The sequence below is a fragment of the Kribbella voronezhensis genome (genome assembly GCF_004365175.1).
Classification (GTDB): domain Bacteria; phylum Actinomycetota; class Actinomycetes; order Propionibacteriales; family Kribbellaceae; genus Kribbella; species Kribbella voronezhensis.
The window spans coordinates 5712033-5732280 of the sequence record NZ_SOCE01000001.1 but is presented as its reverse complement, the minus strand read 5'-3'; the positions used below and the strand labels follow the sequence as shown (position 1 = coordinate 5732280).

Below are 20248 nucleotides of genomic sequence, written 5' to 3'. Positions count from 1 at the left end.
TAAACCGGATCAGCGGCCCATGGCGGGCAGAATCGCGAGAGTGTTACTGGTTCTGCTCGTCATGGTGCTCGCCGCGGGGGCGGCTCGGCTCACGGGCGGTCGCTTCAGTCACCTGGCAGACAACACACTGACCGGGCTGCACTGGCTGGCGGCCGCCTGTATCGGGCAGATGCTCGGCGCTCTGGCCGGTGGTATCGCCTACCCGGTGGGGCTGATCGGCTCGGCCGCGTGCATCGCCGTGTTCCTGCGACTCAACCTGCGGCGCCCTGGAGTCGCCCTGCTGGCATTGGGCTTCTCCGCCAACGCACTGGTGGTCGCTTTGAACGGGGCCATGCCGGTGTCCACCAGAGCCCTTCTGCGCGCCGGACTCGACCGGTTCGTGGCCGACGCCCGCCATGAGCTTGCCGACGCTTCTACGGCGCTCCCCTGGCTGGGGGACGTAGTACCAGTCGCTCTGCCCGGCCTGGGCCAGGCAGTGAGTCCAGGCGACGTACTGATCGCCGCAGGTGCCGGTCTACTGCTGTACGCCGGCATGGGTGGCACCGGCCGCATAGCCGCTGACGTGGCGCCGTCGTGGCGGGACCTAGAAGCGAAAGCCTCGCCCGACCACCCGGCGCAGTGACTCCACCACGACCGGGTCGTACTCGGCGCCGATCCCCAGGCCGATGCTCTCCAACGCCTTGTCCGAACTCTGCCCGGTTCCCTCGCCGACCAACTGCTCGTAGGCCAGCGCCACGTTGACGATCCCGCTCTCCAACGGAATGTCCGAGTTGCTCGCCCTCCCCTGCCGGTACGGATCGTTGGAGTGCCGGACGATCTCCGCGACCCGATCCAGTACGCCGGACCGCTCGATCACCGACGCCCCGATCTCGGCCGCCCGCTGCCGCTCCTCCCGGGTCCGCAACAACGACGCCCCACCAGGACTCGGATCCGCCAACGCCAGTTGCCCCACCCCCGACAACAACGCCGCGTACTCCAACGCCTCCATCCGAGCCGGCGTCAACCCCAGATCATTCCCAATAGCCACCGCCAAACTGGCCGTCCGCGCATTCTGCCCAGGACTGCTGAACCCCGCGATCTCCGTACTGCGAGCCATCGACCGCACAGTGGTCCGATACGTACGCTGCGCCGACGCAAACCGCCGAAACGCAAACTGCGTCAACAACAACGGCACGATCACCAACGGCGGCGCCCACAACCCCAGCAGCGAGGTGCCTGCCGCCAGCAGAACCCCACTGAGGCCCATCGCCATACCGATCTGGCCCATCACCAGTAGTTCGTCGCGCAGAGACGCAGGAAACGGCTTGTTGAACAACTCGGTCGCCTGTCCCGCCCCCACCAGCGCATCAACCAGACCGGCGGTCAGTACGCCGAGCAGCATCGCGCCGACCAGAGGAATCGCGTGCCGCCATGATCCGTTCCAGCCGAGGTCGCGAGGCACCACGGCAGAGAAGACGACCGCGGCGCAGGCAACAGACAGAACTCGGCGGTTGGAGACCACGATGTCCCAGCGAAGGCCGGCGATCGCCCGTGGACACATGCCGATCATCGTCGCGACCGACGTCACTGCGATCACCTGGGCGACGTCGGGGGCGATATCCAGCGAAGGGCCACGAAGCATCGCGTACCCCAAGGCGGCGCTGGTGGCGATCGGAGCCCGGTTGCGGCTTCGATCGACCTTGAACTGGACCATCTCGCCGATCGCGATCAGCAGGCCGAAGGCGGCGACGAACGGCCATTCCGTCACCCCGTGCCGGGCCGTGATCAGCAGAGCAGCCAGCCCCAGCCCAAGACCGGCTATCACGATCACAATGCCGCTGCCGAGCCGGTTGGACACCTCTGCGCCCTCCGGGTGCTCCCAGGCCATCAGACCGGCCCTGCGGCGGAGCCGGAGGCGCCACCGCTACTGCCGAGGCTCAGATCGTCATGATCGATGGTGGCCTCGACGCTGGCGTCGGGCTCGGGCTGATCGGCGACGGACGGCTTCCAGCCGTTCCGCTCGATGACGTCGACGAAAGCATCCACCAGCAGCGGGTCGAAATGGGTGTATTTGTCCTGCTTCAGGATCGCCAGCGTCTCCTCGACGCTGCGGGCCGGCCGGTAGGAGCGGGTGGAGGTGAGGCAGTCGAACGCATCGACGATGCCGATGATCCGGGCGAAGTACGGGATGCCCTCGCCACTGAGACCCGCCGGGTACCCGCTGCCGTCGTACTTCTCGTGATGATGCAGCACGGCAGACTTGACCTCTTCGAGGAACGGGATGTTGCCGATCAGTTCGACCCCGCGAGCGGGGTGCAGCCGGATGGCGTCCATCTCCATGTCGTCCAGCCGGCCCGGCTTGCGGATGATGCTGGTCGGTACGCCGACCTTGCCGACGTCGTGCAACAGTCCCGCGTGCTCGAGGGCACTCTGCCGGTCCTCGTTCAACCGTAACTGCCGCCCCAGCATGCCGACTCCCTCGCTGACCCGCTCGGAGTGGCCACGGGTATAGAGGTCCTTGGTCTCGATCACCTGAATGAAGGCGCGCATGGTCGCCGCCTGGGCCGTCCTCTCGACCTCGTACTGCGACAGCGCCCACCTTGCGAACAGGAGCGGGACGAGAACCAGCAATCCGGCGAGCGCGCCGAGACCGCCGAGCCAGACGACCGCCAGCAGGAGGCCCAGGAAGCTGTAGCCGGCCATCGGGAAGAACGTCGGCAGGACGACCTGCCGGAGGAACTCCACCGGGCTCGACTTGCCGTCGATCCAGATCACCAGGCTCACCAGTGCGGCATTGGTCACATGCTGAGCCAGCGTTGCCGCCATGGCACCGAAGACCGCTCGCGCCTCGTGGCTCAGCGCGCCGTCCCCGACGGGTCCGCCGGCCAGTGCGTAGGCGACGCCACCTGCCGCGGTGGCCAGGATCCGCTGGGCGCCGTTGAAGACCCGTCTGATCAGCGGAAGACGACGACGCACCTGGGGCAGATAGGCGACTGCGGTGGCTATCACCGCGGCCCAGGGGCCCGCGATGACATACACCGCCATGAGGGCGACCGAGTCGAGAGAAGCCAGATAATTCGGCGCGACGGAGAAACGCAGCAGCCCACCGATGAGCATGAGCAGGCATAACGCAAGAAGGGTCGGAAGATCCGTGATCCGCCCGAACGCGAGGCCGAGAATCACGAGGGCCAGAAGAGTCGCCGAGGAGACAAATACGCGCAGCGCATGGTGCCTCACCACTCGACCACCTGCTTCAGCCCGGAGCGTCGGCTCACCAGTCCCAGTAGTCGGCCATGATAGGTCACCTCCGATCAGCGGTCGCGGTCTTGTCCCCACCAATGCGGGGGAACAGGGGGCAGACAGCACATCGCTGACTAGACTTAATTTTGCTCATCAGGACTGCGCCGAAACACTGTAAGCCAGACCGTGACCCGCCGCACGATGCTGAGCGCACCGTCGTGGTATGAGAGACTGTGACTCTTTGCAGTTGTTACAAGGAGGCTTTCTTATGGGCAAGACCGGCCGCAAGCGCCGTGCACGCAAGAAGAAGGGCGCGAACCACGGTAAGCGCCCGAACGCCTGACCCAGGCGGCTACGCACAGCAAGGACCCCGGTGAAGACCGGGGTCCTTTGCAATTTGGTCACATGTCACGACGAGACCACTAATGCGAGAGGTTTGTATCCGGAGCGTTCAGCACCGGATACTCAGCGCTATTTTCAAACAGTAGTTCACCAATTGTCCGCAGTAGCGGACAAAGTCACCGAAGTGCCGCCGTCACAATGGTGCCGACATCGGCAACGGCGTCATTCACCCGCACCAACCGCCGGCCGAGCCTGTGGACAACCGCAGCGGGGCCTGCCCTTGAGCTTCTAGAGTTGGGGCCACGGGCGTCGTTCCGCCCGTTGCGATTCCACGAGGGGCAGGAGGTGAGTCGGCTGACCGAGGAGGATCTGGGGGCACTCCTCCGCAGGTACCGGACCGGCGCAGGCCTGACCCAGGCTGCGTTGGCCGAGAAGGCTGGTCTCAGCGAGCAGGCGGTCAGCCTGCTGGAGCGTGGTTCGCGCCGACGGCCCAGGATCGAGACGATCCGTGCGCTGGGTACGGCGCTCGGCCTGGACGACGCCGCGGTGGAGACTCTCGCCCTCGCGGCGCGGGGCGCACGACGTGGACAGCCGGTCCCGAAGGAGCCCCCGGTCGAGCCCGCCGCGTCGGTGCCCAGGCAACTCCCGCCGACCCTGTCCGATTTCACCGGCCGCGCCGCCGAGCTGGAGATCCTGCTGCAGGCCCTGACCCGGGCCGACGGTCCTCCCGGGACTGTGCGCATGGTCGCGGTCACCGGTATGGGCGGCGTCGGGAAGACGGCGCTGGCGGTCCACGCGGCTCACCTTGCCGCCGACAACTTTCCCGACGGCCAGTTCTACCTCGACCTGCGCGGCTACGGCCCAGGCGACGCCATCGGACCACTGGATGCCCTCGGCCAGCTCCTTCGGTCGCTCGGCGTCGACGAGCGGACCATCCCTGACGGCGTGAACGAAGCCGCCTCGCTGTACCGGTCGCGACTGGCCGAGCGGCGGATGCTGATCATGCTCGACAACGCCAACGGCGCGGGCCAGGTCACCTCTTTGCTGCCCGGTGCCCCCGGCTCGGCTGTCATCGTTACCAGCCGGCGGGCACTCACCACTTTGCCGGGCTTCCGGCAGCTCAATCTCGCGCCGCTGGACGAGGCCGATTCGGTCCAGCTGCTGTCGCGGATCGCCGTCGGTTCGCAGGTCTCACCCCAGAGCCCGGCCGCCAAGTCGATCGCCCACCTGACCGGCCACCTGCCACTGGCCGTGCGGCTGATCGGTGCGCGGCTGGCCGCCCGGCCGTCCTGGCCGGTCGAGTACGTCGTGGAGCAACTCGAGGACGAGCACCGCCGCCTCGACGAACTCGGCACCGGCGAATCCGGCGTACGGGCCAGCATCGCCGGCTCGGTGGAGTTCCTTGCCAACAGCAATGACAAACTCGACCAGCAGGCCGCGGAAGCCCTTGACCTCCTGGGCCTGCCGAACACGTCGGACCTGATCACCCTCACCGCGGCCCACCTACTCGGCGAACCCGTCGAGCACACCGAGCAGATGCTCGAGCGCTTGGTCGATCTCAACCTGCTGGAATCGATCGGCCCTGGTCGTTACCGCTTCCACGACCTGATCCTCGCCTTCGCCCGCGAACGCGCTCACCAGGTTCTGTCCGAGGGAACTCGCACGGACGCCCTCACCCGGCTCGTCCAGCTCTACACCGGCATCGCGTGGAAGTGCCAGCAACTCACCCATCCGAAGGCTCACAGGCTGGCCCTGGCCAGCTCGCTCACTGCCTCGATCCCTGATTTCCCCGATGCCCGAGCGGCTTTGAACTGGATCGACCGGGAATTGCCCAATCTCGTCGAACTGTTCCGCCAGGCCAACCGCTCGGCGGCGCTGCGCAACCTCATTCCAGAACTCGCGCTCGCCTTGTTCGGCTTCTACGAATCCAGAAACCGCTGGTCCGAGATGCACGCGGCCGATGTCATCGGCCGGCAGATCGCCGGCGAGCTGGGATTTACCCGCCTCGCCGCCTGGCTCGAGCACGATCTGGCCATTCCCGCGGTGGAACACGGCAATTTCGAACTCGCCCGTACGCACATGTTGAACAGCCTGGAGATGTTCCGCGCGATCTCGGACCTGTCCGGGGAAGGGCGCTGTCTGTCGTCGCTCAGCTATGTGCATGCCTTGATGGGCCGGCTGGACGAGGCGCTCGTGTGGGCCGAGGAGTCGCTACGCCACAGCCGCCGGATCGGGGACGCGCTCCTCGAAGGGCTCAGCAACCTAGCGCTGGGCAAGTTGCACGCGCTGCGCGGCGACGCCGAGCTGGCCAAGCAATTCTTCGATCTCAGCATCTCGATGGCCGAACAGGCCGGCAACCGCCGGTCCCTGGCCAAGCGACACCTGACCGCAGGCCAGTCGTACCTCGCGACGGGCCGGGACGACCTGGCTACCGCGGCGATACTCACCAGCCTGGCCATCTTCGACGAGATCGGAGTCGACGCCGCCCAGGCCGAGGGCCACCAGTCCCTGGCGATGGTCCACCTCAACGCGGGCCGCTACGCCGACGCGACAACACATGCGCAGGCAGGCCTCCGGCTGGCTCGCGTCTATACCGACAAACAGCGCGAAGGTCTGATCCTGATCGAGCTAGGGCGGATCCACGCCGCCCAGCAGGACCTGACGACTGCCCGATCACTCTGGCAACGGGCAGCCGCGATCCTGCACACCATCTCCCCCAGCGGCGAGGCTGCCGCTCTCCAGCTCCTCGCCGACACTCCTATGCCCTGACCAAGCCTGGCCGGGGTTCAGTCTGTGGTGGTGATTTCTACCCGGATCTCGGTGAGGCGGGCGAGGATCTTGGTGCGCAGGGAGTCGGGGGCGTGTTCGTCGCCGCAGGAGCGGTGCACCAGCTTCTTGACGCAGCGTTCCAGGTCGTACTGGTCGAGGCAGGGGGCGCACTCTTCCAGGTGCTGGCGGATCTCGTCGTTGCTGGCGTCTTCCAGCTCGTTGTCGATGAAGACGTACACACGCTGCAGGATCTCGCTGCAGTCCACGTCGTGGTGCTCGCCGCAGCTCACGACTCCTCCTCCGAAGCACTCGTTCCGGTCTCGCCGGGGATCAGTCCCCGCTCCCGGGCGTAGTCGGCCAGCAACTCGCGCAACTGGCGGCGACCACGGTGCAGCCGTGACATCACCGTGCCGACCGGGGTACCCATGATGTCGGCGATCTCCTTGTAGGCAAAGCCCTCGACATCGGCGAGGTAGACCGCCAGCCGGAAGTCCTCCGGGATCGACTGCAGCGCCGACTTCACGTCGGAATCGGGCAGGTGCTCCAGGGCGACGGCCTCGGCGGACTTCAGGCCACCGGGAGTGTGCGACTCGGCGGCGGTGAGCTGCCAGTCCTCGATCTCCTCGGTCGGCGACTGCGTCGGTTGACGCTGCCGCTTGCGGTAGCCGTTGATGAACGTGTTGGTCAGGATCCGGTACAGCCACGCCTTCAGGTTGGTCCCGGGCGTGAACTGGTGGAACGAGCTGTACGCCTTCGCGAAGGTGTCCTGGACCAGGTCCTCGGCGTCGGACGGGTTACGCGTCATCCGCATCGCCGCGGCGTACATCTGGTCGAGGAAGGGCAGCGCCTCGCGCTCGAAGCGCTCGGTCCGCTGCTCGGGTGTCTCGGTGGTCGTGGGAGTCGGCATCGTGATCGAGAATACCGGTGTCTTCCCAGTCTTCTGCGCGGGAGCCAGGCTCGTTGCCATCATGTTGGTCACAACGCCGCCGCCCAGCGCCTCATTCCCCGCCTCTGGCAGGACTTTCAGCCCGAGACTTCCCGGGTCACCCATTCGAACACGGCTTCGACCAGCAGCTCGTAACTCTCGGCCTGGGTGAGCTCGGCGCGCTTCGGCACCTTGAACGAATGGTCGCCGTCCGGCACCACGGCCATCTCGGTCATCGGCGGGAACTCCTGCGGCGTACCGAACGGGTCCTTCTCGCCCTGCACCACCAACGTGGGCAGCCGCGACCCCTGCAACTCGTCGACCCGCGACTTGTCCGGCTTCCCGGGCGGATGCAGCGGGAACGACAACGCCAGTACGCCGGAAGCTCCCAGGCCGGCCGCCGTCCTGCAGGCCACCCGGGCGCCGGCGCTTCGTCCACCGAGCACCAGCGGGGTCCTGATCCGGAGCTGGCCGATGGTCGCGACCCAGGCCTCGTCGAGCACCTTCGGCGCCGGCGCGAGCTTCTTCCCGGCCCGCCGCCAGGGCTGTTCGATCAGGAACACGTTCATGTCGAGCTTCGGCAGCCGCGCGGCCAGTGCGACGAGGTCACCGGCCTCGATGCCACCCCCGGCGCCATGACCGAGTGCGAGAGTCGCCACTGGTCGCCGGGCCCGGTGCGCCACGATCCGGGCCTCACCGTGCGGCGTCGCCACAATCCGTTCGTCGGTCACGGCCCCATCCTGTCATTTCCGGACCGTACTGCGGCCCGCCGCGCGCCGAACACACGAGCCGTCCCTCCGCTCGCCTCGTCCGGCGTCGGCCGGGTGGTCCGGCGACTCTCCTCCGGCGTCAGAACAGAGTGGTCTCCTCGGGCTCCTCCGGCTTGTCGATCGGGTCGATGCCGTCGGGAGGGAGCGGCTCCACCAACTGGGGTCCGTTGTTCTTCACCGAGCTCACCGCGCGCGATACGGCGTACGCCTCCAGCCGGCCGGGAGCGGCCGGGACGAGCAGTTCGCGTAGCTCGTCGGGATCGGAACTGCGCGGATCGAGCCAGGCGTTGTAGCGCTCGGGCTCGACCAGCAACGGCATCCGGTCGTGGATCCGGCCGAGGTCGTCGGTCGCCGTCGTGGTGAGCACGGTGCAGGTCCAGAGCCACGCCTCGTCCTTGTCCGGATCGGCGACCGACTTGTCCCGCCAGATCTCGTACAGCCCGGCCATCGCCAGCACGCTGCCGTCGGCGGGGCGGATGAAATACGGCTGTTTGACGGGCTTGCCGTTGTGCTTCTGCTCGGTCTCGTACCACTCGTAGTACCCGTCCGCGGGCAGGATGCAGCGCCGGGTCGCGAAGGCCTTCTTGAACGCGGGCTTCTCGGCGACCGTCTCCATCCGGGCGTTGATCAGCCGGCTGCCGATCGAGGTGTCCTTCGCCCAGGACGGCACCAGTCCCCACTTCACCGTGGTGAGCTTGCGGACGACCTCGTCGGGTTGCTCGCGGTTCTTCCGCTCGACCACGGCGATCACCGGGTCGGTCGGGGCCACGTTGTAGTTCTCCGGCAGCTCCTGCACGGATTCCCGGACGTTGCCCGCGTCGATCTCGAACTCGACCACCAGATCGGCCGGGTCCCGGCTGGACGCATATCTCCCACACATGACAAGCAGCCTAGCCAGCGCGACCGACAAAATCCGGTACTGCGTGGCGGGGGCCGAGCGCCGCGGACGGGCCGGCCGCGGACTCGGAGTACAGGCCCACGCGGTGCCGGCAGATGGCGCTTCGCAGTACAGGTAGAGGCGGACGGCGACGACGGATCGCCTACCCCGTGATAGGCGATCCGCCGTCGGTTCGATGCGTCCGGGCACCCCCCTGTTGGCGTCCGGACGCAGGTCCTAGGTCGGTCTTGCCAGGTCGTCCAGCAGCCGGGCGCCCCATTGGACGGAGGGGGGCAGGCCCTCGATCCAGAGCCGGGCCAACTGGGGTTCGTCGGTGTCCATCCGCCACTGGGTGATCAACGCTCGAGCCGTCTCGACCTGGTCCGGCAGGTTCGGCTCGCGGCCGACGAGCGCCGCCGCGCGACGTGCGCCGAGGCGGCCCAGTACGTCGCCGCCCGCGAACACGATCCGCAGGCACTCCGCGACGTCGATGAGCCGGAGTTCGCGGTCGAGCGTCGTGATGCCCGGCGGGTTGAGCGGCTCGACCACGACCAGTGCGTGGGTCGCCGGTACGGATGTGCCACGGAGATCGGCCTCCCGGTAGATCTCGCCGAGGCGGGACCGCAGGTGCGCCAGGCTGGACAGCCCGGTCAGCGGGTCCTCGCAGGACAGCGAGTGCAGATAGATGAGTGAAGCCTCGGCCCAGCTGGAACTGAGTGCGCGTACCGCTTCGAACGCGGGCTCGCCCCCGCTGATCGCGCGGTACAGCGCACCCAGCCCATCAAGTGCCTCGAGCAACGAGACCCCGTCCTCCGCCAGTCGGCGGCCGACCTCGTCACTCGCAGGCACGACGTCGGCACCGTCCCGTAGCGCTTCGGCAATCGCGAGATAAGCGCTGCGGTCGGTACCAGCTGTGCCGTGCGGCTCCCTCCTTCCGCACGGTTGATCAGGTGACGACGTCTCCGGCCGGACCCGGGCGGGCGACCCCGCCAGGTGCAGGGACCGCGGTGGGCGCAACTCGAACCGCCTGCGGAAATCCGCGAACAGCGACATGGCCCTCCTCGAGTCCCTTCGTCTCCCGGCCGGTCGGCCGGAGGCGTCGTTCTGGGAGTGAGACAGCGCTGGGACGAGTTCATGACGCGGATTCTCAGAAGTTTTTTCGCGTAACCTCGCGATGACCGCCGTCGTCATGAAGGGTGCACGGATCCGTCCTCTCGTGGGAGCCTTGTGTCCGGCAACTAAATGACAGACAGTGACGGTGTCGTGACGAACCCAGGGGGAACCGAGATGGAAGCGCCGGATGCACCGAGCGATGCGGAGCTGATCTCCCGCGTCCGGGCCGGCGATCTCGAGGCGTACGGCGAGCTCTTCGGCAGGCATCACCACGCCGCCGTGCGGATGGCCCGCCAACTGGTCCCCGCGGGAGACGCGGACGACCTGGCCAGTGACGCGTTCGCCAAAGTGCTCGACGCGCTGCGTGGCGGTGGTGGGCCCGACCTGTCGTTCCGGGCGTATCTGCTCACCACGGTCCGCCGGGTGCACGTGGACCGGATCAGGGCCGGCCGGAAGGTCCAGAGCACCGACGACATCGCGTCGTACGAGCGGGACCCGGAAGGCTTCGAGGATCCGACTGTCACCGGGTTCGAGAGTGGCGCGGCCGCGAAGGCGTTCGCGAGCCTGCCCGAGCGGTGGCAGGCCGTGCTCTGGCACACCGAGGTGGAGGGCGAGAAGCCCGCTGCCATCGCTCCCCTGCTCGGCCTGACCGCCAACGGCGTGTCCGCGCTCGCCTACCGGGCCCGCGAAGGCCTGCGCCAGGCGTACCTGCAACAGCACCTCGCCGACGTCGCCGGAGATCGTTGCCGCTGGACCACCGAACGCCTCGGTGCCTACGTGCGCGGCGGCCTGACCAAGCGCGAGAACCACAACGTCCGCGAGCACCTGGACGACTGCGCCAAGTGCACCGCCGTCTACCTCGAGCTCGTCGAGGTCAACAGCGCGCTGCCCGCACTGCTCGCTCCGGCCCTGCTGGGCACCGCCGGCATCGGCTACCTCGCCGCTGTGGGTACGGGCGCCAACGTCGGCCTGGTCGGCTTCGTCGTCACCGGCTGGCGCAAGGTCACCGAGAACAGCACCCGTACGGCGGTCGCCGGCGGCGCGGTCGTCGTGGTGGCAGTGGTCGCTGTGCTCGCGGCGATCGCGCTCACCGGCAAGGAGACTCCACCGGCCGCGATCAGCAAACCGCCGGCGTCCAAGGCGACCCAGCAACCACCGGTCAATCCCCCTACCGTGAAGCCGCCGACGGTGAAGCCGCCCACGGTCAAGCCGCCGTCGGTCCAGCCGACCCAGCCGGAGCCGACCCAGACCAGTACGACGCCACCTCCGGTCACGCCCAAGCCGACGCCGCCGGAGCCGACGACGCCGATCTTCGACGAGGGGCTGCTGACGATCAGCGCACCGAAGTCGGGCGGTGGCGTCGCGAGTATCTACGGTCCCGCTGCGCGCGCCGAGACGACGGTGGCTTCAGGTAGCGCCTGGCTGATCACCATCAAGGTGCCTGCGACGAACGCCAAGCCGGTGACCATCAAGGTCAAGTACGGCGCCGCACTGCACTGGCCGATCACCGGTACGCCGGCCGGCTGGACCTGCACGAAGGCCGCCGACGGCAAGAGCGGAGCCTGCACGGCGGCGAACCCGGCCTCGCCGGAGATGCTGCCGATCACCTTCGCGGACCCGACCGGCGGATCGGCGGTCGACCGCACCTTCACCATCTCGGCCAAGGCCGGCCGGCTCTACGACGACGACTCCGAGACGCTCGTCGCGCCGCCGCGCACGGACGAGAACCTGCTCAAGCTCAGCCCCGGCAAGGCCGACGCCGATGTGCACTACCGCGTCCTCACCGTTGCCCCTGGCACCGATCGCGCCCAGGTGACACTGAAGATCACGTACGGCGCGTCGCTGTCCTGGCCGATCGCGGCGAACCCGGCCGGCTGGAAGTGCAACCAGACCACCAAGACCTGTACCGCGCTCACTCCGACCCGCCCTGCTCCCCTGTACGCCGCCTTCCCGGTGCCCCAGGACAGCTCGGCAGCCGCCCGGACGTACAGCGTGAGCGCGACGGCAGGCCTGGTCTCGGACACCGATTCGGAGACGCTGGCACCGACCCAGCTGGACGAGTCACTGCTCCGGATCGTCACGCCGGATCCGCGGCAGGACCCGAATCCCTTTGTCTACAACCGGTTCCTGGTGATCCAGGGCGCGACCGGCCGGGTCACCCTGGAGATCGCCTGGGGCCGTAAGCTCAGCTTCCTGTCCAACGTGGATCCCGGCTGGACCTGCTCACGCTCGACCGACATCCGCCGCGCGACCTGCTGGACCGACCACTACACCAGACCCTTCAACAGCGAATGGGCAGCGTGGCCCGGCTCCGGCACCGCCAACCAACTGACAGTCACGGCGTCCACCGTCGGCCGCCACGACACGGACACCATCCCCATCCCGCCTTCCTCCAGCCACCGCTAGGTAGTCCACTGCTAGCTGGACCCGCGCGGCCTAATCCTTTTGCTCTTCTCGGCCTGGCCGTCCTACTCTTGAGGGGTTCGCGGTGACGGAACCGAGTAGCGCCGTTCACCTGTGCAAGAGAGAGTCGCCGGTAGCTGGGAAGGCGACGTACAGGCCGGTCGTGAAGACACTCCTGAGCGAATGAAGTGCAAGAGGCCGTCCGGCATCCACGCTGGGCGGTGAAGGTGTGGTGGCACCGCGAGATTCCCCTTCGCCCACACCTCCGGGGTTCGAATTGACCAACGGAGGTGAAACAGCGATGCGCATTCTCAACCACGAGATCCCCTCAGCAGTAGGCCAGACCGTCACGGTGGCCGGCTGGGTGCACCGAAGACGACGGCTGGCGACAGTCGGGTTCCTGATCCTGCGCGACCGGTCCGGCCTGAGCCAGATCGTCGTCAAAGCGCCGGAAACCCAGGCCCAGCTGGACGAATTGGGCGAGGAGACCGTCGTACAGGTGACCGGAACGGTGGCCGCCAACCCACAAGCGCCTGGCGGGGCGGAGATCGTCGACCCCACCATCACGCCGCTGAGCGAACCGGCGTACACGCCGCCCATCGAGCTCTGGCGACCGACGGTCGGCGCGGGACTCCCCGTCGTACTGGACAACGCGCCCGTCGCCCTGCGGCACCCGGCGATCCGGGCCGGGTGGGAGATCGCGGCAGCGGCGTTGCACGGCTTCAGGAGCACGCTGGACAGTCTGGAGTTCACCGAGATCCAGACGCCGAAGATCGTCGGTACGGCGACCGAGTCCGGCGCGAACGTCTTCGCGCTCGACTACTTCGGCGGCCCGGCGTACCTGGCCCAGTCGCCGCAGTTCTACAAGCAGACGATGGTCGGCGTGTTCGAGCGCGTCTACGAGGTCGGCCCGGTCTTCCGCGCCGAGCCGCACGACACGGTCCGGCACCTGGCCGAGTACGTCTCGCTCGACGCCGAGTTCGGCTTCATCTCCGACCACCGAGAGGTCCTGGCCGTACTGCGGAACGTCATCGCCGGGATGCTCGCATCGGTGGGGACCCGCGCGGCGGCTGCGCTCGAACGACTCGAGGTCGAGCTGCCCGAGATCCCGGCCGAAGTACCGGTACTGCACTTCAGCGAAGCGCTGAAGCTCGCCGGGGCGGACCCGGACGAACCGGACCTGTCACCGGCCGACGAGCGGGCGATCGGCGAGTGGGCGTTGAAGGAACACGGCAGCGCCTTCGTCGCGGTCGAGGGGTACCCGATGGTGAAGCGGCCGTTCTACACCCATCCGCAGCCGTCGGACCCACGCTGGTCCAACTCGTTCGACCTGCTGTTCCGCGGCGTCGAACTGGTCACCGGCGGCCAACGCCTCCACCGCTACAGCGACTACGCGGCCGCCCTGGCAGCACGCGGCGAGTCCCCCGACGCACCGGCGTACGAGTCCTACCTCCAGGCCTTCAAACACGGCATGCCCCCACACGGCGGCTTCGCCATCGGCCTGGAACGCTTCGTATCCCGCCTAACCGCCGCCGAAAACATCCGCCAAGTAACCCTGTTCCCCCGAGACCTCCACCGTTTGACGCCGTAACCCAAACCCCGGCCAGTTCCCCCGGCACCCCGAGGGAACTGGCCGGGCCTCAGTTGCTCACGGTCACCGGGATAGACGCACTCGCCTGACTCACGTAGTTGACGTTGTCCGTCCCCACCACCACAACCCGGTACGCCCCGTTACCCGGCTGCCCACTCCAATTCACGAGGTAGTTCCCAGCAGCGCTGGTCGAGCTGTTGATCAATGTCCAGTTAGCGCTGGTGCAAGCACCGGTATACCCCGCGCAGTAGTAGTACGCCACCGACTTCACCCCGGCCCCGGCATCACTCGCTGTCTCGGTCAGTGCCGCACCGTTGCTAACAGCAACAGTCACATCAAACGTCCCCAACGCCGGCGCGGCCGCCATCCCACTAGCCGACGCCGTCATCGTGAGCCCAGCAGCCGCGGTATCGATAACGACTCCGCTGAACGTCGCCCGCCCCGAGGCATCCGTAGCCGCGGTCGCCCCGGCACCGATCCCTCCAGCAGACAACGCCAGCGTCACGCTCACCCCCGACGTACCAACCGCATTCCCACTCGAATCCTGCAACTGCACGGTCACCGCAGGTGTCATAACTCCGCCGGCAAACACAGACGACGGCCCTTGTATGAAGACCAACTTGCTCGCGGCTCCCGCACTGATCTGGATCGACCCACTGGTGACTGTGGTGAGCCCCGTACGACCGGCCGTCGTGTCCGAAGCCTTCAGTGTGTAGGTTCCGGGGGTGTTGAAGACGATTCCGCTGAAGGTCGCGACACCACCGATCGCAGTAACGTTGGTGTAGGTCGAAGACGTCGAGTTGATGGCACCACCGACCGGTCCACTGGCGATAGACAAGCTGATCGTGTCGACCGAGCCATTGCCTGTGGTGACGGTGTTACCGGCGGCATCCTGCACGGACACCCGGAAGTCGGACAGTGCCGACCCGGCTGCACCGGTTGACGGAGGCGATGTGGTGTAAGCAAGCTTACTGGCGGTCCCAGCAGTGATATTGAATGCAGCGCTGTCTACTGCGGTCATGGAGCCGTCGACCGCATGCAGCTTGTAGGCCGTGCCTGAAGTTGAGATCTTGCAGCCTGCGAAGGCGATTACCCCGTTGGTCTCGCTCTGCGTACAGGCAGACAGCGCTCCAGGGCCACCGTTGGTCGGGGTGCCTGTCGTGATGGAAAGGGTCACCACAGAGTTGTCGTTCGTAACGGTGTTGCCGAAGGCATCTACGACGGTCAACTTCGGCTGAGTAGCAAACGCCACGCCGACAGCCGAAGTGCTCGGCGAAGTGGTGAATACCAACGCCGCTGCAGCAGCTGGACCCACAGACACCTGTGGCTGGCCGGCCAGGTTGACGGCCGTCCCGGTTATTCCTGCGCGAGACGCCGAAGTGAAGATCGATGGTTGCGCGAGTGTCGGAGCAGTGACATGAGTCGCGTTCGACCCCGTTCCGTAATTGATGGTGAACGAGGCTCCCGCCTGGCAGGAGTGCGAAACAGTGATCGTCCACGACCCGCTTCCTCCAGCGATCGAAGGGGCGCCAGGCGCACAGCTGCTGCCGGATCCGGCAGCAGCCGTTGTGTAGCCAGCGTCGCCGGGAGTCGTAGTAGGCGGCGTCCACCCCGCTTGCACAGTCAACGTCACCAAAGAACCCGCAGCGAAGTCTTTACCGTTCGGGGCCGTGAAGGTGAAAACCAACTGATTGCCGGTCGATCCTGCGACAACCGAGGCCGGACTGACCCCCATCGTGCCGTCGCCGCTTCCGGCCGAGCTGGCGGCGAAGGACGAGGTGCTGTTGATGATGCCGACCGTCACTCCGATGAGCGTTGTCACTAGAGCCGCGATCAGCCAGGTCAGGCGGCGGCGGGTGTTGAAGGCGGTCATCAGGAGTGTCCGTTCACAGTCGGGCGGGTGACGGTGGGTGGGGTGGTGTCTACGGAGATGGGCGTTGCCGCGCTCGGTGCGCTGGTGTTGCCTGCGGTGTCGGTGGCTACTGCGACTACTCGGTACGGGCCGTCTGTACCGACGAGAGGTGCGTTGGTGTTGAATGCGAAGTTGCCGGCCGCGGTTGTCGAGGTTCCGATCGACGTTCCGGTCGTGCAGGTGCCGGTGGAGCCCGGGCAGTAGTAGTAGGTGACTGAGGCGACCGCCGAGTGCGCATCCGTTGCCGCATCGGTGAGGATTACTGGTTCGTTGTTGACGTAGAGCGGGTTGGTGCCGAAGACGGTGGTTGCAGTGGCGCCCGGCGCGGGGGCGGTGGGTGGTGTTACGTCGTACGTGACTGTGTTGTCTGTGCTGGTTGACGCGGTGTTGCCTGCGCCTGCTGCGTCGTGCACGGTGTTGGCGGCGATCGACGCGGTGACACTCCCGCTGCTGGTCAGCCCGCTTACTGCGATGTTGTACGTCGTACCGCTTCCGGTGACGGTCGCGGTGCCGGCAGTCAGGGTGACGTCGGCGCTGGTGAAGTCGGTGACTGGGGTGGTGAAGACGGCGGTGAAGTTGATGGGGGCGGTCTTGGTCGGGTCGGTTTGGCCGGCTGCTTGGTTGACCGTGACTGCGGGCCTGGTGTTGTTGACGGTTACGTCGTTGCTCGATGCGCTGGTGGCCGTCCAGCTGCCTCGTACTGCGATGACGACGTAGTGGTAGATGCCGTCGGCCACAGCGAGGTCGTCACAAGAGATGGCAGTCGTCGGTTGTGCAGCAGAAGTGCCGCAGGCCGCGGTGGATGAGCTGTCGCTGTTGCGGATGCGGAGGACGTAGTAGCCGGTCGCCTGGCTGGATGCGCTCCAACTGACGGGGACCGTGCCACTGCCCGGTGTTGCTACGGCGGTGACGTTTGTCGGTGGTGCCAGGGTGCCTGTCATTGCGCTGCCTGCGCCGGTGCCACTCGTGGTCCAGAAGGCGAGGGCGACGCCGGCCGCCGTCAGCAGGGCGACGGTGGTGGCGAGCAGGAGGAGCAAGCGTCTGCGGATCATGGTTCAGCTCCCCTGTCCTGAGCCGGAGTAGGCGAGCGTCAGAGTGGCGCCCTTGCAGCCGTCCTGGTTCAGTGCGGTGTTGAGCATGGACACCTTCGGTCGGGCAGAGGTGCTGACACCTAGGCTGGACAGTGATGCACTGCCGTTGCCTGGGACAGTGAGCGGATAAGAGCCGCTGTACTGCGTGACCGCGTAGTCCGCCGTCGTACACGGCTGGTTGTGAGCGATCGCGTACGCCGTCCGCGTCACCGTCTTCACCGTCACAGTCAGGTTGGTGACGGACAGCGGCTTCTTGTTCGGGTTGGCGAGCGTGAGATCCAGCGGGCGGGACAGGCCGGGCGCCAGTGCGCCAGACAGGTTCCCCGAGATGGTGAACGGGTTGCCGGCCTTGGCGATGACCAAACCGACGCTCGCATAGGCGTACCGCGTGGTGCCGCCCGGGTCCTTACCGGAGCCCACCAGGTACAAGGTGAAGCTGCCGTCGGCCGCCGTCGCGGGCGTGGTGATCTGCAGTGATGAAGAGTTCCCGGTCGTCGGGTTCGGCGTGAAGGCCGCCGTCGCCCCGGAGGGCAGGCCGCCCAGTACTGCGAACGTCACCGAGCCGGGGAAGTTCGTGCGAGTCAGCTGGATCGTGAACACAGCCGTGGAACCCGGCGCCATGGTGACCGAGGCCGGCGTCGCGCTCATCGACAAGGCGCTCGACAGGGGCGCATTGACAGTCAGGCCGGCGGAGACCGTACCGCTCACGCTGCCGCTGGTGCCCTTGATCGTGATCGTGCTGGACGCGATCGGCGTACTCGACGTCGTGCTGACGGTCAGGGTCGCAGTTCCGGTGCTGCCGGAGGTCAACGTGACCGAAGACGGGCTGAAGGCTGCCGAAGCTCCGCTGGGCAACCCGGTAGCGGTCAGCGTCACTTTGCCGGTGAACCCGCCGGTCGACGTCATTGCCACGGTGTAGGTGGCGGCCGTGCCGCGGGTGATGGACTGGCTGGCGGGTGAGATTCCGAGGGTGAGGCCCGGTTTGGCCGGCTGGGCGCCGTACGCGACACCGGCCGCGGTCAGCAGCAACAGCAGCCCGACCAGGAAGAGTTTCGTGGCGGCGCTTGCGGACCGTAGGGCGGGAAACACTCGCCTGGGCGACATCTGGACCTCACTCCTTTCAACTGGTTCGGCCTGGAAACACTGCGGCGTTCACGGGCCGGGCGAGCTCCCCCCACCCGGCCCCGAGAACGCGAGGAGAACTAGTTGCTGCTGTAGACCAGCGGAACCGTGACGCCCTTGCAGTTGTCCTGGTTGGCCGGGCTGTTGATCATGGCGATGGAGCCGCCTGACCAGGTGGCCCCCGTGATGACCTCCGCGTTGGTGGCAGTCGGCTGCACCAGCGTGAAGTCGGCGGCGGTGCAGGCGGGCTTGGTCGAGTCGGCCCGCTTGCTGAAGCCGGGATCGATCGAGACAGAGACCTTCTCGACGTACACCGGGGTGTTGTTGGTGTTGGTGAAGGTGCCGGACAACGCCTGCGCCGGCGCACCGGGTGCGAGCTCGGTGACCACGCTCGTCTGACTCACCGAGATGGCGGCGTTCGTGCCGGTGGTACCGGTGCCGTTACCCGAACCAATGTTGGTCCAGTAGGCGAAGGCTGAGCCGGCGCCGATGACGGCTACGGCGACGCCCGCCAGGATGATCTTCTTCTTGTTCCGCATGATGGTTCTCCTCTCCCCGGTGAGGGGATCCGAAGTTCGCGTTCGCTCCGGTCCAGGGCGGACCGTCATCACGAAGAGTGACAGTGATCACAGAGCCGTGCTGTCGGCTGATCGGGTGGACTTCGTCGGCCGATCGGGCAGGCCGGTTGACGGGCGTTCGGTGGGTGCCGCGGACCGGCAGACCGCGTGTAGGGTGCAGCCGAGCCCGGACCTGACGGCTGGACCGGCAGCCGGCTGCGGAGCGCGACCGAAGGCAGGTCGCCGTGCTCAGACCGTCGGCCGATGGAGCGGGAGACCGAAAGATGACCTCCGAGATCGAACAGGCCGTGCTGGCCGCCGTCGACGACGAGCGGATCGTCGACGAGCTGCGAACCTTGATCCGCATTCCCAGCGTCGACGGCACCGCGGCCGAGGTCGACGTCCAGACCTGGTGTGCGGACCGGCTGCGAGACCTGGGGCTGACGGTCGACCACTGGGAGATCGACCTGCCGTCGATCACCGCGGACGCCGACTTCCCCGGCATGGAGGTCGAGCGATCCGAGGCGTGGGGCTGCGTGGGCACACTCGGCGGCGACGGCGCGACCACACCGGGTCTGATCCTGAACGGTCACACGGACGTGGTCCCGACCGGTGACGCGAGCCTGTGGCCGGACGGTGATCCGTTCTCGGCGCGCATCAGCGACGGCATCATGTGGGGCCGCGGGACCTGTGACATGAAGGCAGGCGTCGCCGCCATCTTCGGAGCCGTCGCCGCGATCGCTGCCACCGGCGTCTCCCTGAAGAAGCCGCTGGCCGTGCACACGGTGGTGGGCGAGGAGGACGGCGGCGTCGGCGCGTTCGCCACGTTGAAGCGTGGTCACACCGGCGAGGCCTGCCTGATCGCGGAGCCGACCGCCGGCGGCGTGATCCCGGCGAACGCGGGCTCGCTGACCTTCCGGCTGGAACTCACCGGCCTGGCGACGCACGGCTCGACCAGGACCCGAGGCGTCAGCGCGATCGAGAAGTTCGAGCCGATCCACCGCGCGCTGCAGGCGCTGGAGGCCGAGCGCAACCGCGATCCGCATCCCCTGCTGAAGCACCTCGACCTGGCGAACCCGTTGTCGGTCGGCACTGTCCACGCCGGCGACTGGGCCAGCACCGTGCCCGATCTGCTCGTGGCGGAGGGCCGGTACGGCGTACGGCTGGGTGAGCCGGTCGCCGAGGCGCGGCTGGCGTTCGAAGAAGCCATCGCCGAGGCCTGCGCCAAGGACGCGTGGTTGCGCGATCACCCGGTCCAGGTCAGCTGGCCAGGTGGGGTGTTCGCGTCCGGCCTGCTGCCGGAGGGCGACCCGCTGCTCGACGACATCTTGCGAGCGGCAACTGATTCCGGAGCCGACGAGACGCCCGACGTGATGGGCGGCCCGTACGGGTCGGACCTCCGCCAGTACACGGGCGCAGGCATCCCCACACTCCAGTACGGCCCAGGTGACGTCCGCTACGCCCACGCGGTCGATGAGCACGTCGCGCTCGCCGACGTCCTCCACTGCGCTCGCGCCTACGCACTTCTTGCCCTCCGACGCTGTACCTGACCTGGTA

Annotated in this window: 17 protein-coding genes; 6 read left to right on the top strand and 11 right to left on the bottom strand. The window is 67.4% G+C overall.

Annotation, left to right across the window (positions count from 1 at the left end; translation table 11 throughout):
- Positions 1–40 precede the first annotated feature (40 nt).
- Entirely contained in the window at positions 41–622 is a 582-nt protein-coding gene (locus EV138_RS26775; RefSeq protein WP_238158368.1) for a DUF5317 domain-containing protein, read from the top strand.
- Here EV138_RS26775 and EV138_RS26770 read toward each other — a convergent pair.
- Both EV138_RS26770 and EV138_RS26765 read right to left on the bottom strand, forming a co-directional pair.
- Complete coding sequence (locus tag EV138_RS26770; protein ID WP_133981499.1) at positions 584–1867, bottom strand: HD-GYP domain-containing protein; 1284 nt, start codon at positions 1865–1867, stop codon at positions 584–586. The two genes, EV138_RS26775 and EV138_RS26770, sit on opposite strands and share 39 nt — an antisense overlap.
- Entirely contained in the window at positions 1867–3216 is a 1350-nt protein-coding gene (locus tag EV138_RS26765) for an HD-GYP domain-containing protein (RefSeq protein ID WP_133981498.1), read from the bottom strand. Before EV138_RS26765 ends, EV138_RS26770 begins: the two co-directional genes overlap by 1 nt.
- A 271-nt stretch (positions 3217–3487) precedes the next feature.
- Between EV138_RS26765 and EV138_RS38685 the strand changes: the two genes are divergently transcribed.
- Both EV138_RS38685 and EV138_RS26760 read left to right on the top strand, forming a co-directional pair.
- Positions 3488–3562, top strand: a complete 75-nt coding sequence (locus EV138_RS38685; RefSeq protein WP_369759046.1) for a 50S ribosomal protein bL37 — start codon at positions 3488–3490, stop codon at positions 3560–3562.
- A gap of 344 nt (positions 3563–3906) precedes the next feature.
- Positions 3907–6330, top strand: coding sequence for a helix-turn-helix domain-containing protein (locus EV138_RS26760; protein ID WP_238158367.1), 2424 nt, complete (start codon positions 3907–3909; stop codon positions 6328–6330).
- Between the two features lie 17 nt (positions 6331–6347).
- On the opposite strand, the gene rsrA is transcribed toward EV138_RS26760, so the two are convergent.
- From rsrA to EV138_RS26735, 5 genes are all read right to left on the bottom strand, one after another.
- A complete protein-coding gene (rsrA, locus tag EV138_RS26755; RefSeq protein ID WP_112243716.1) occupies positions 6348–6620 on the bottom strand; it encodes a mycothiol system anti-sigma-R factor in 273 nt (90 codons plus the stop codon).
- Positions 6617–7237 carry a sigma-70 family RNA polymerase sigma factor gene (locus EV138_RS26750; RefSeq protein ID WP_133981496.1) on the bottom strand — a complete coding sequence of 207 codons (621 nt, stop codon included), beginning with the start codon at positions 7235–7237 and terminating at the stop codon, positions 6617–6619. The genes rsrA and EV138_RS26750 overlap by 4 nt, the downstream gene beginning before the upstream one ends.
- A 116-nt stretch (positions 7238–7353) precedes the next feature.
- A complete protein-coding gene (locus EV138_RS26745) occupies positions 7354–7986 on the bottom strand; it encodes an alpha/beta hydrolase family protein (RefSeq protein ID WP_133981495.1) in 633 nt (210 codons plus the stop codon).
- A 118-nt stretch (positions 7987–8104) separates the two neighbouring features.
- The gene (locus tag EV138_RS26740; protein WP_133981494.1) at positions 8105–8905 is read right to left on the bottom strand and encodes an SOS response-associated peptidase; all 801 of its coding nucleotides are present in this window, start codon (positions 8903–8905) and stop codon (positions 8105–8107) included.
- Positions 8906–9139: 234 nt separating this feature from the next.
- Positions 9140–9955: a hypothetical protein gene (locus EV138_RS26735; RefSeq protein ID WP_133981493.1), complete on the bottom strand. Its 816-nt coding sequence runs from the start codon at positions 9953–9955 to the stop codon at positions 9140–9142.
- A gap of 234 nt (positions 9956–10189) precedes the next feature.
- Here EV138_RS26735 and EV138_RS26730 point away from each other — a divergent pair, with 234 nt between their 5' ends.
- Together EV138_RS26730 and aspS are read left to right on the top strand one after the other, a co-directional pair.
- Positions 10190–12421, top strand: coding sequence for a sigma-70 family RNA polymerase sigma factor (locus EV138_RS26730; protein ID WP_166678690.1), 2232 nt, complete (start codon positions 10190–10192; stop codon positions 12419–12421).
- 298 nt (positions 12422–12719) lie between these two features.
- On the top strand, positions 12720–14009 hold the full coding sequence (aspS, locus tag EV138_RS26725) for an aspartate--tRNA(Asn) ligase (RefSeq protein ID WP_133981491.1): 1290 nt from the start codon (positions 12720–12722) through the stop codon (positions 14007–14009).
- Positions 14010–14058: 49 nt separating this feature from the next.
- Here aspS and EV138_RS26720 read toward each other — a convergent pair whose 3' ends face one another.
- The 4 genes from EV138_RS26720 to EV138_RS26705 form a co-directional block, all read right to left on the bottom strand.
- Positions 14059–15882, bottom strand: coding sequence for a hypothetical protein (locus tag EV138_RS26720; protein ID WP_133981490.1), 1824 nt, complete (start codon positions 15880–15882; stop codon positions 14059–14061).
- A complete protein-coding gene (locus EV138_RS26715; protein WP_133981489.1) occupies positions 15882–16973 on the bottom strand; it encodes a fibronectin type III domain-containing protein in 1092 nt (363 codons plus the stop codon). The genes EV138_RS26720 and EV138_RS26715 overlap by 1 nt, the downstream gene beginning before the upstream one ends.
- Positions 16974–16976: 3 nt before the next feature.
- Positions 16977–18116, bottom strand: a complete 1140-nt coding sequence (locus EV138_RS26710; RefSeq protein ID WP_202866833.1) for a COG1470 family protein — start codon at positions 18114–18116, stop codon at positions 16977–16979.
- A gap of 98 nt (positions 18117–18214) precedes the next feature.
- Entirely contained in the window at positions 18215–18673 is a 459-nt protein-coding gene (locus EV138_RS26705) for a hypothetical protein (RefSeq protein WP_133981488.1), read from the bottom strand.
- A 302-nt stretch (positions 18674–18975) separates the two neighbouring features.
- Here EV138_RS26705 and EV138_RS26700 point away from each other — a divergent pair, with 302 nt between their 5' ends.
- The gene (locus EV138_RS26700) at positions 18976–20241 is read left to right on the top strand and encodes an ArgE/DapE family deacylase (RefSeq protein ID WP_133981487.1); all 1266 of its coding nucleotides are present in this window, start codon (positions 18976–18978) and stop codon (positions 20239–20241) included.
- The last annotated feature ends 7 nt before the right edge of the window (positions 20242–20248 follow it).

What these genes read in the sequence shown, in the direction of transcription:
- aspS (WP_133981491.1), top strand. Translation starts at nt 12,720, where the DNA reads ATGCGCATTCTCAACCACGAGATCCCCTCAGCAGTAGGCCAGACCGTC.
- EV138_RS26735 (WP_133981493.1), bottom strand. Translation starts at nt 9,955, where the DNA reads ATGTCGCTGTTCGCGGATTTCCGCAGGCGGTTCGAGTTGCGCCCACCG.
- EV138_RS26715 (WP_133981489.1), bottom strand. Translation starts at nt 16,973, where the DNA reads ATGATCCGCAGACGCTTGCTCCTCCTGCTCGCCACCACCGTCGCCCTG.
- EV138_RS26720 (WP_133981490.1), bottom strand. Translation starts at nt 15,882, where the DNA reads ATGACCGCCTTCAACACCCGCCGCCGCCTGACCTGGCTGATCGCGGCT.
- EV138_RS26740 (WP_133981494.1), bottom strand. Translation starts at nt 8,905, where the DNA reads ATGTGTGGGAGATATGCGTCCAGCCGGGACCCGGCCGATCTGGTGGTC.
- EV138_RS26770 (WP_133981499.1), bottom strand. Translation starts at nt 1,867, where the DNA reads ATGGCCTGGGAGCACCCGGAGGGCGCAGAGGTGTCCAACCGGCTCGGC.
- EV138_RS26705 (WP_133981488.1), bottom strand. Translation starts at nt 18,673, where the DNA reads ATGCGGAACAAGAAGAAGATCATCCTGGCGGGCGTCGCCGTAGCCGTC.
- EV138_RS26750 (WP_133981496.1), bottom strand. Translation starts at nt 7,237, where the DNA reads ATGCCGACTCCCACGACCACCGAGACACCCGAGCAGCGGACCGAGCGC.
- EV138_RS26730 (WP_166678690.1), top strand. Translation starts at nt 10,190, where the DNA reads ATGGAAGCGCCGGATGCACCGAGCGATGCGGAGCTGATCTCCCGCGTC.
- EV138_RS26700 (WP_133981487.1), top strand. Translation starts at nt 18,976, where the DNA reads ATGACCTCCGAGATCGAACAGGCCGTGCTGGCCGCCGTCGACGACGAG.
- EV138_RS26710 (WP_202866833.1), bottom strand. Translation starts at nt 18,116, where the DNA reads ATGTCGCCCAGGCGAGTGTTTCCCGCCCTACGGTCCGCAAGCGCCGCC.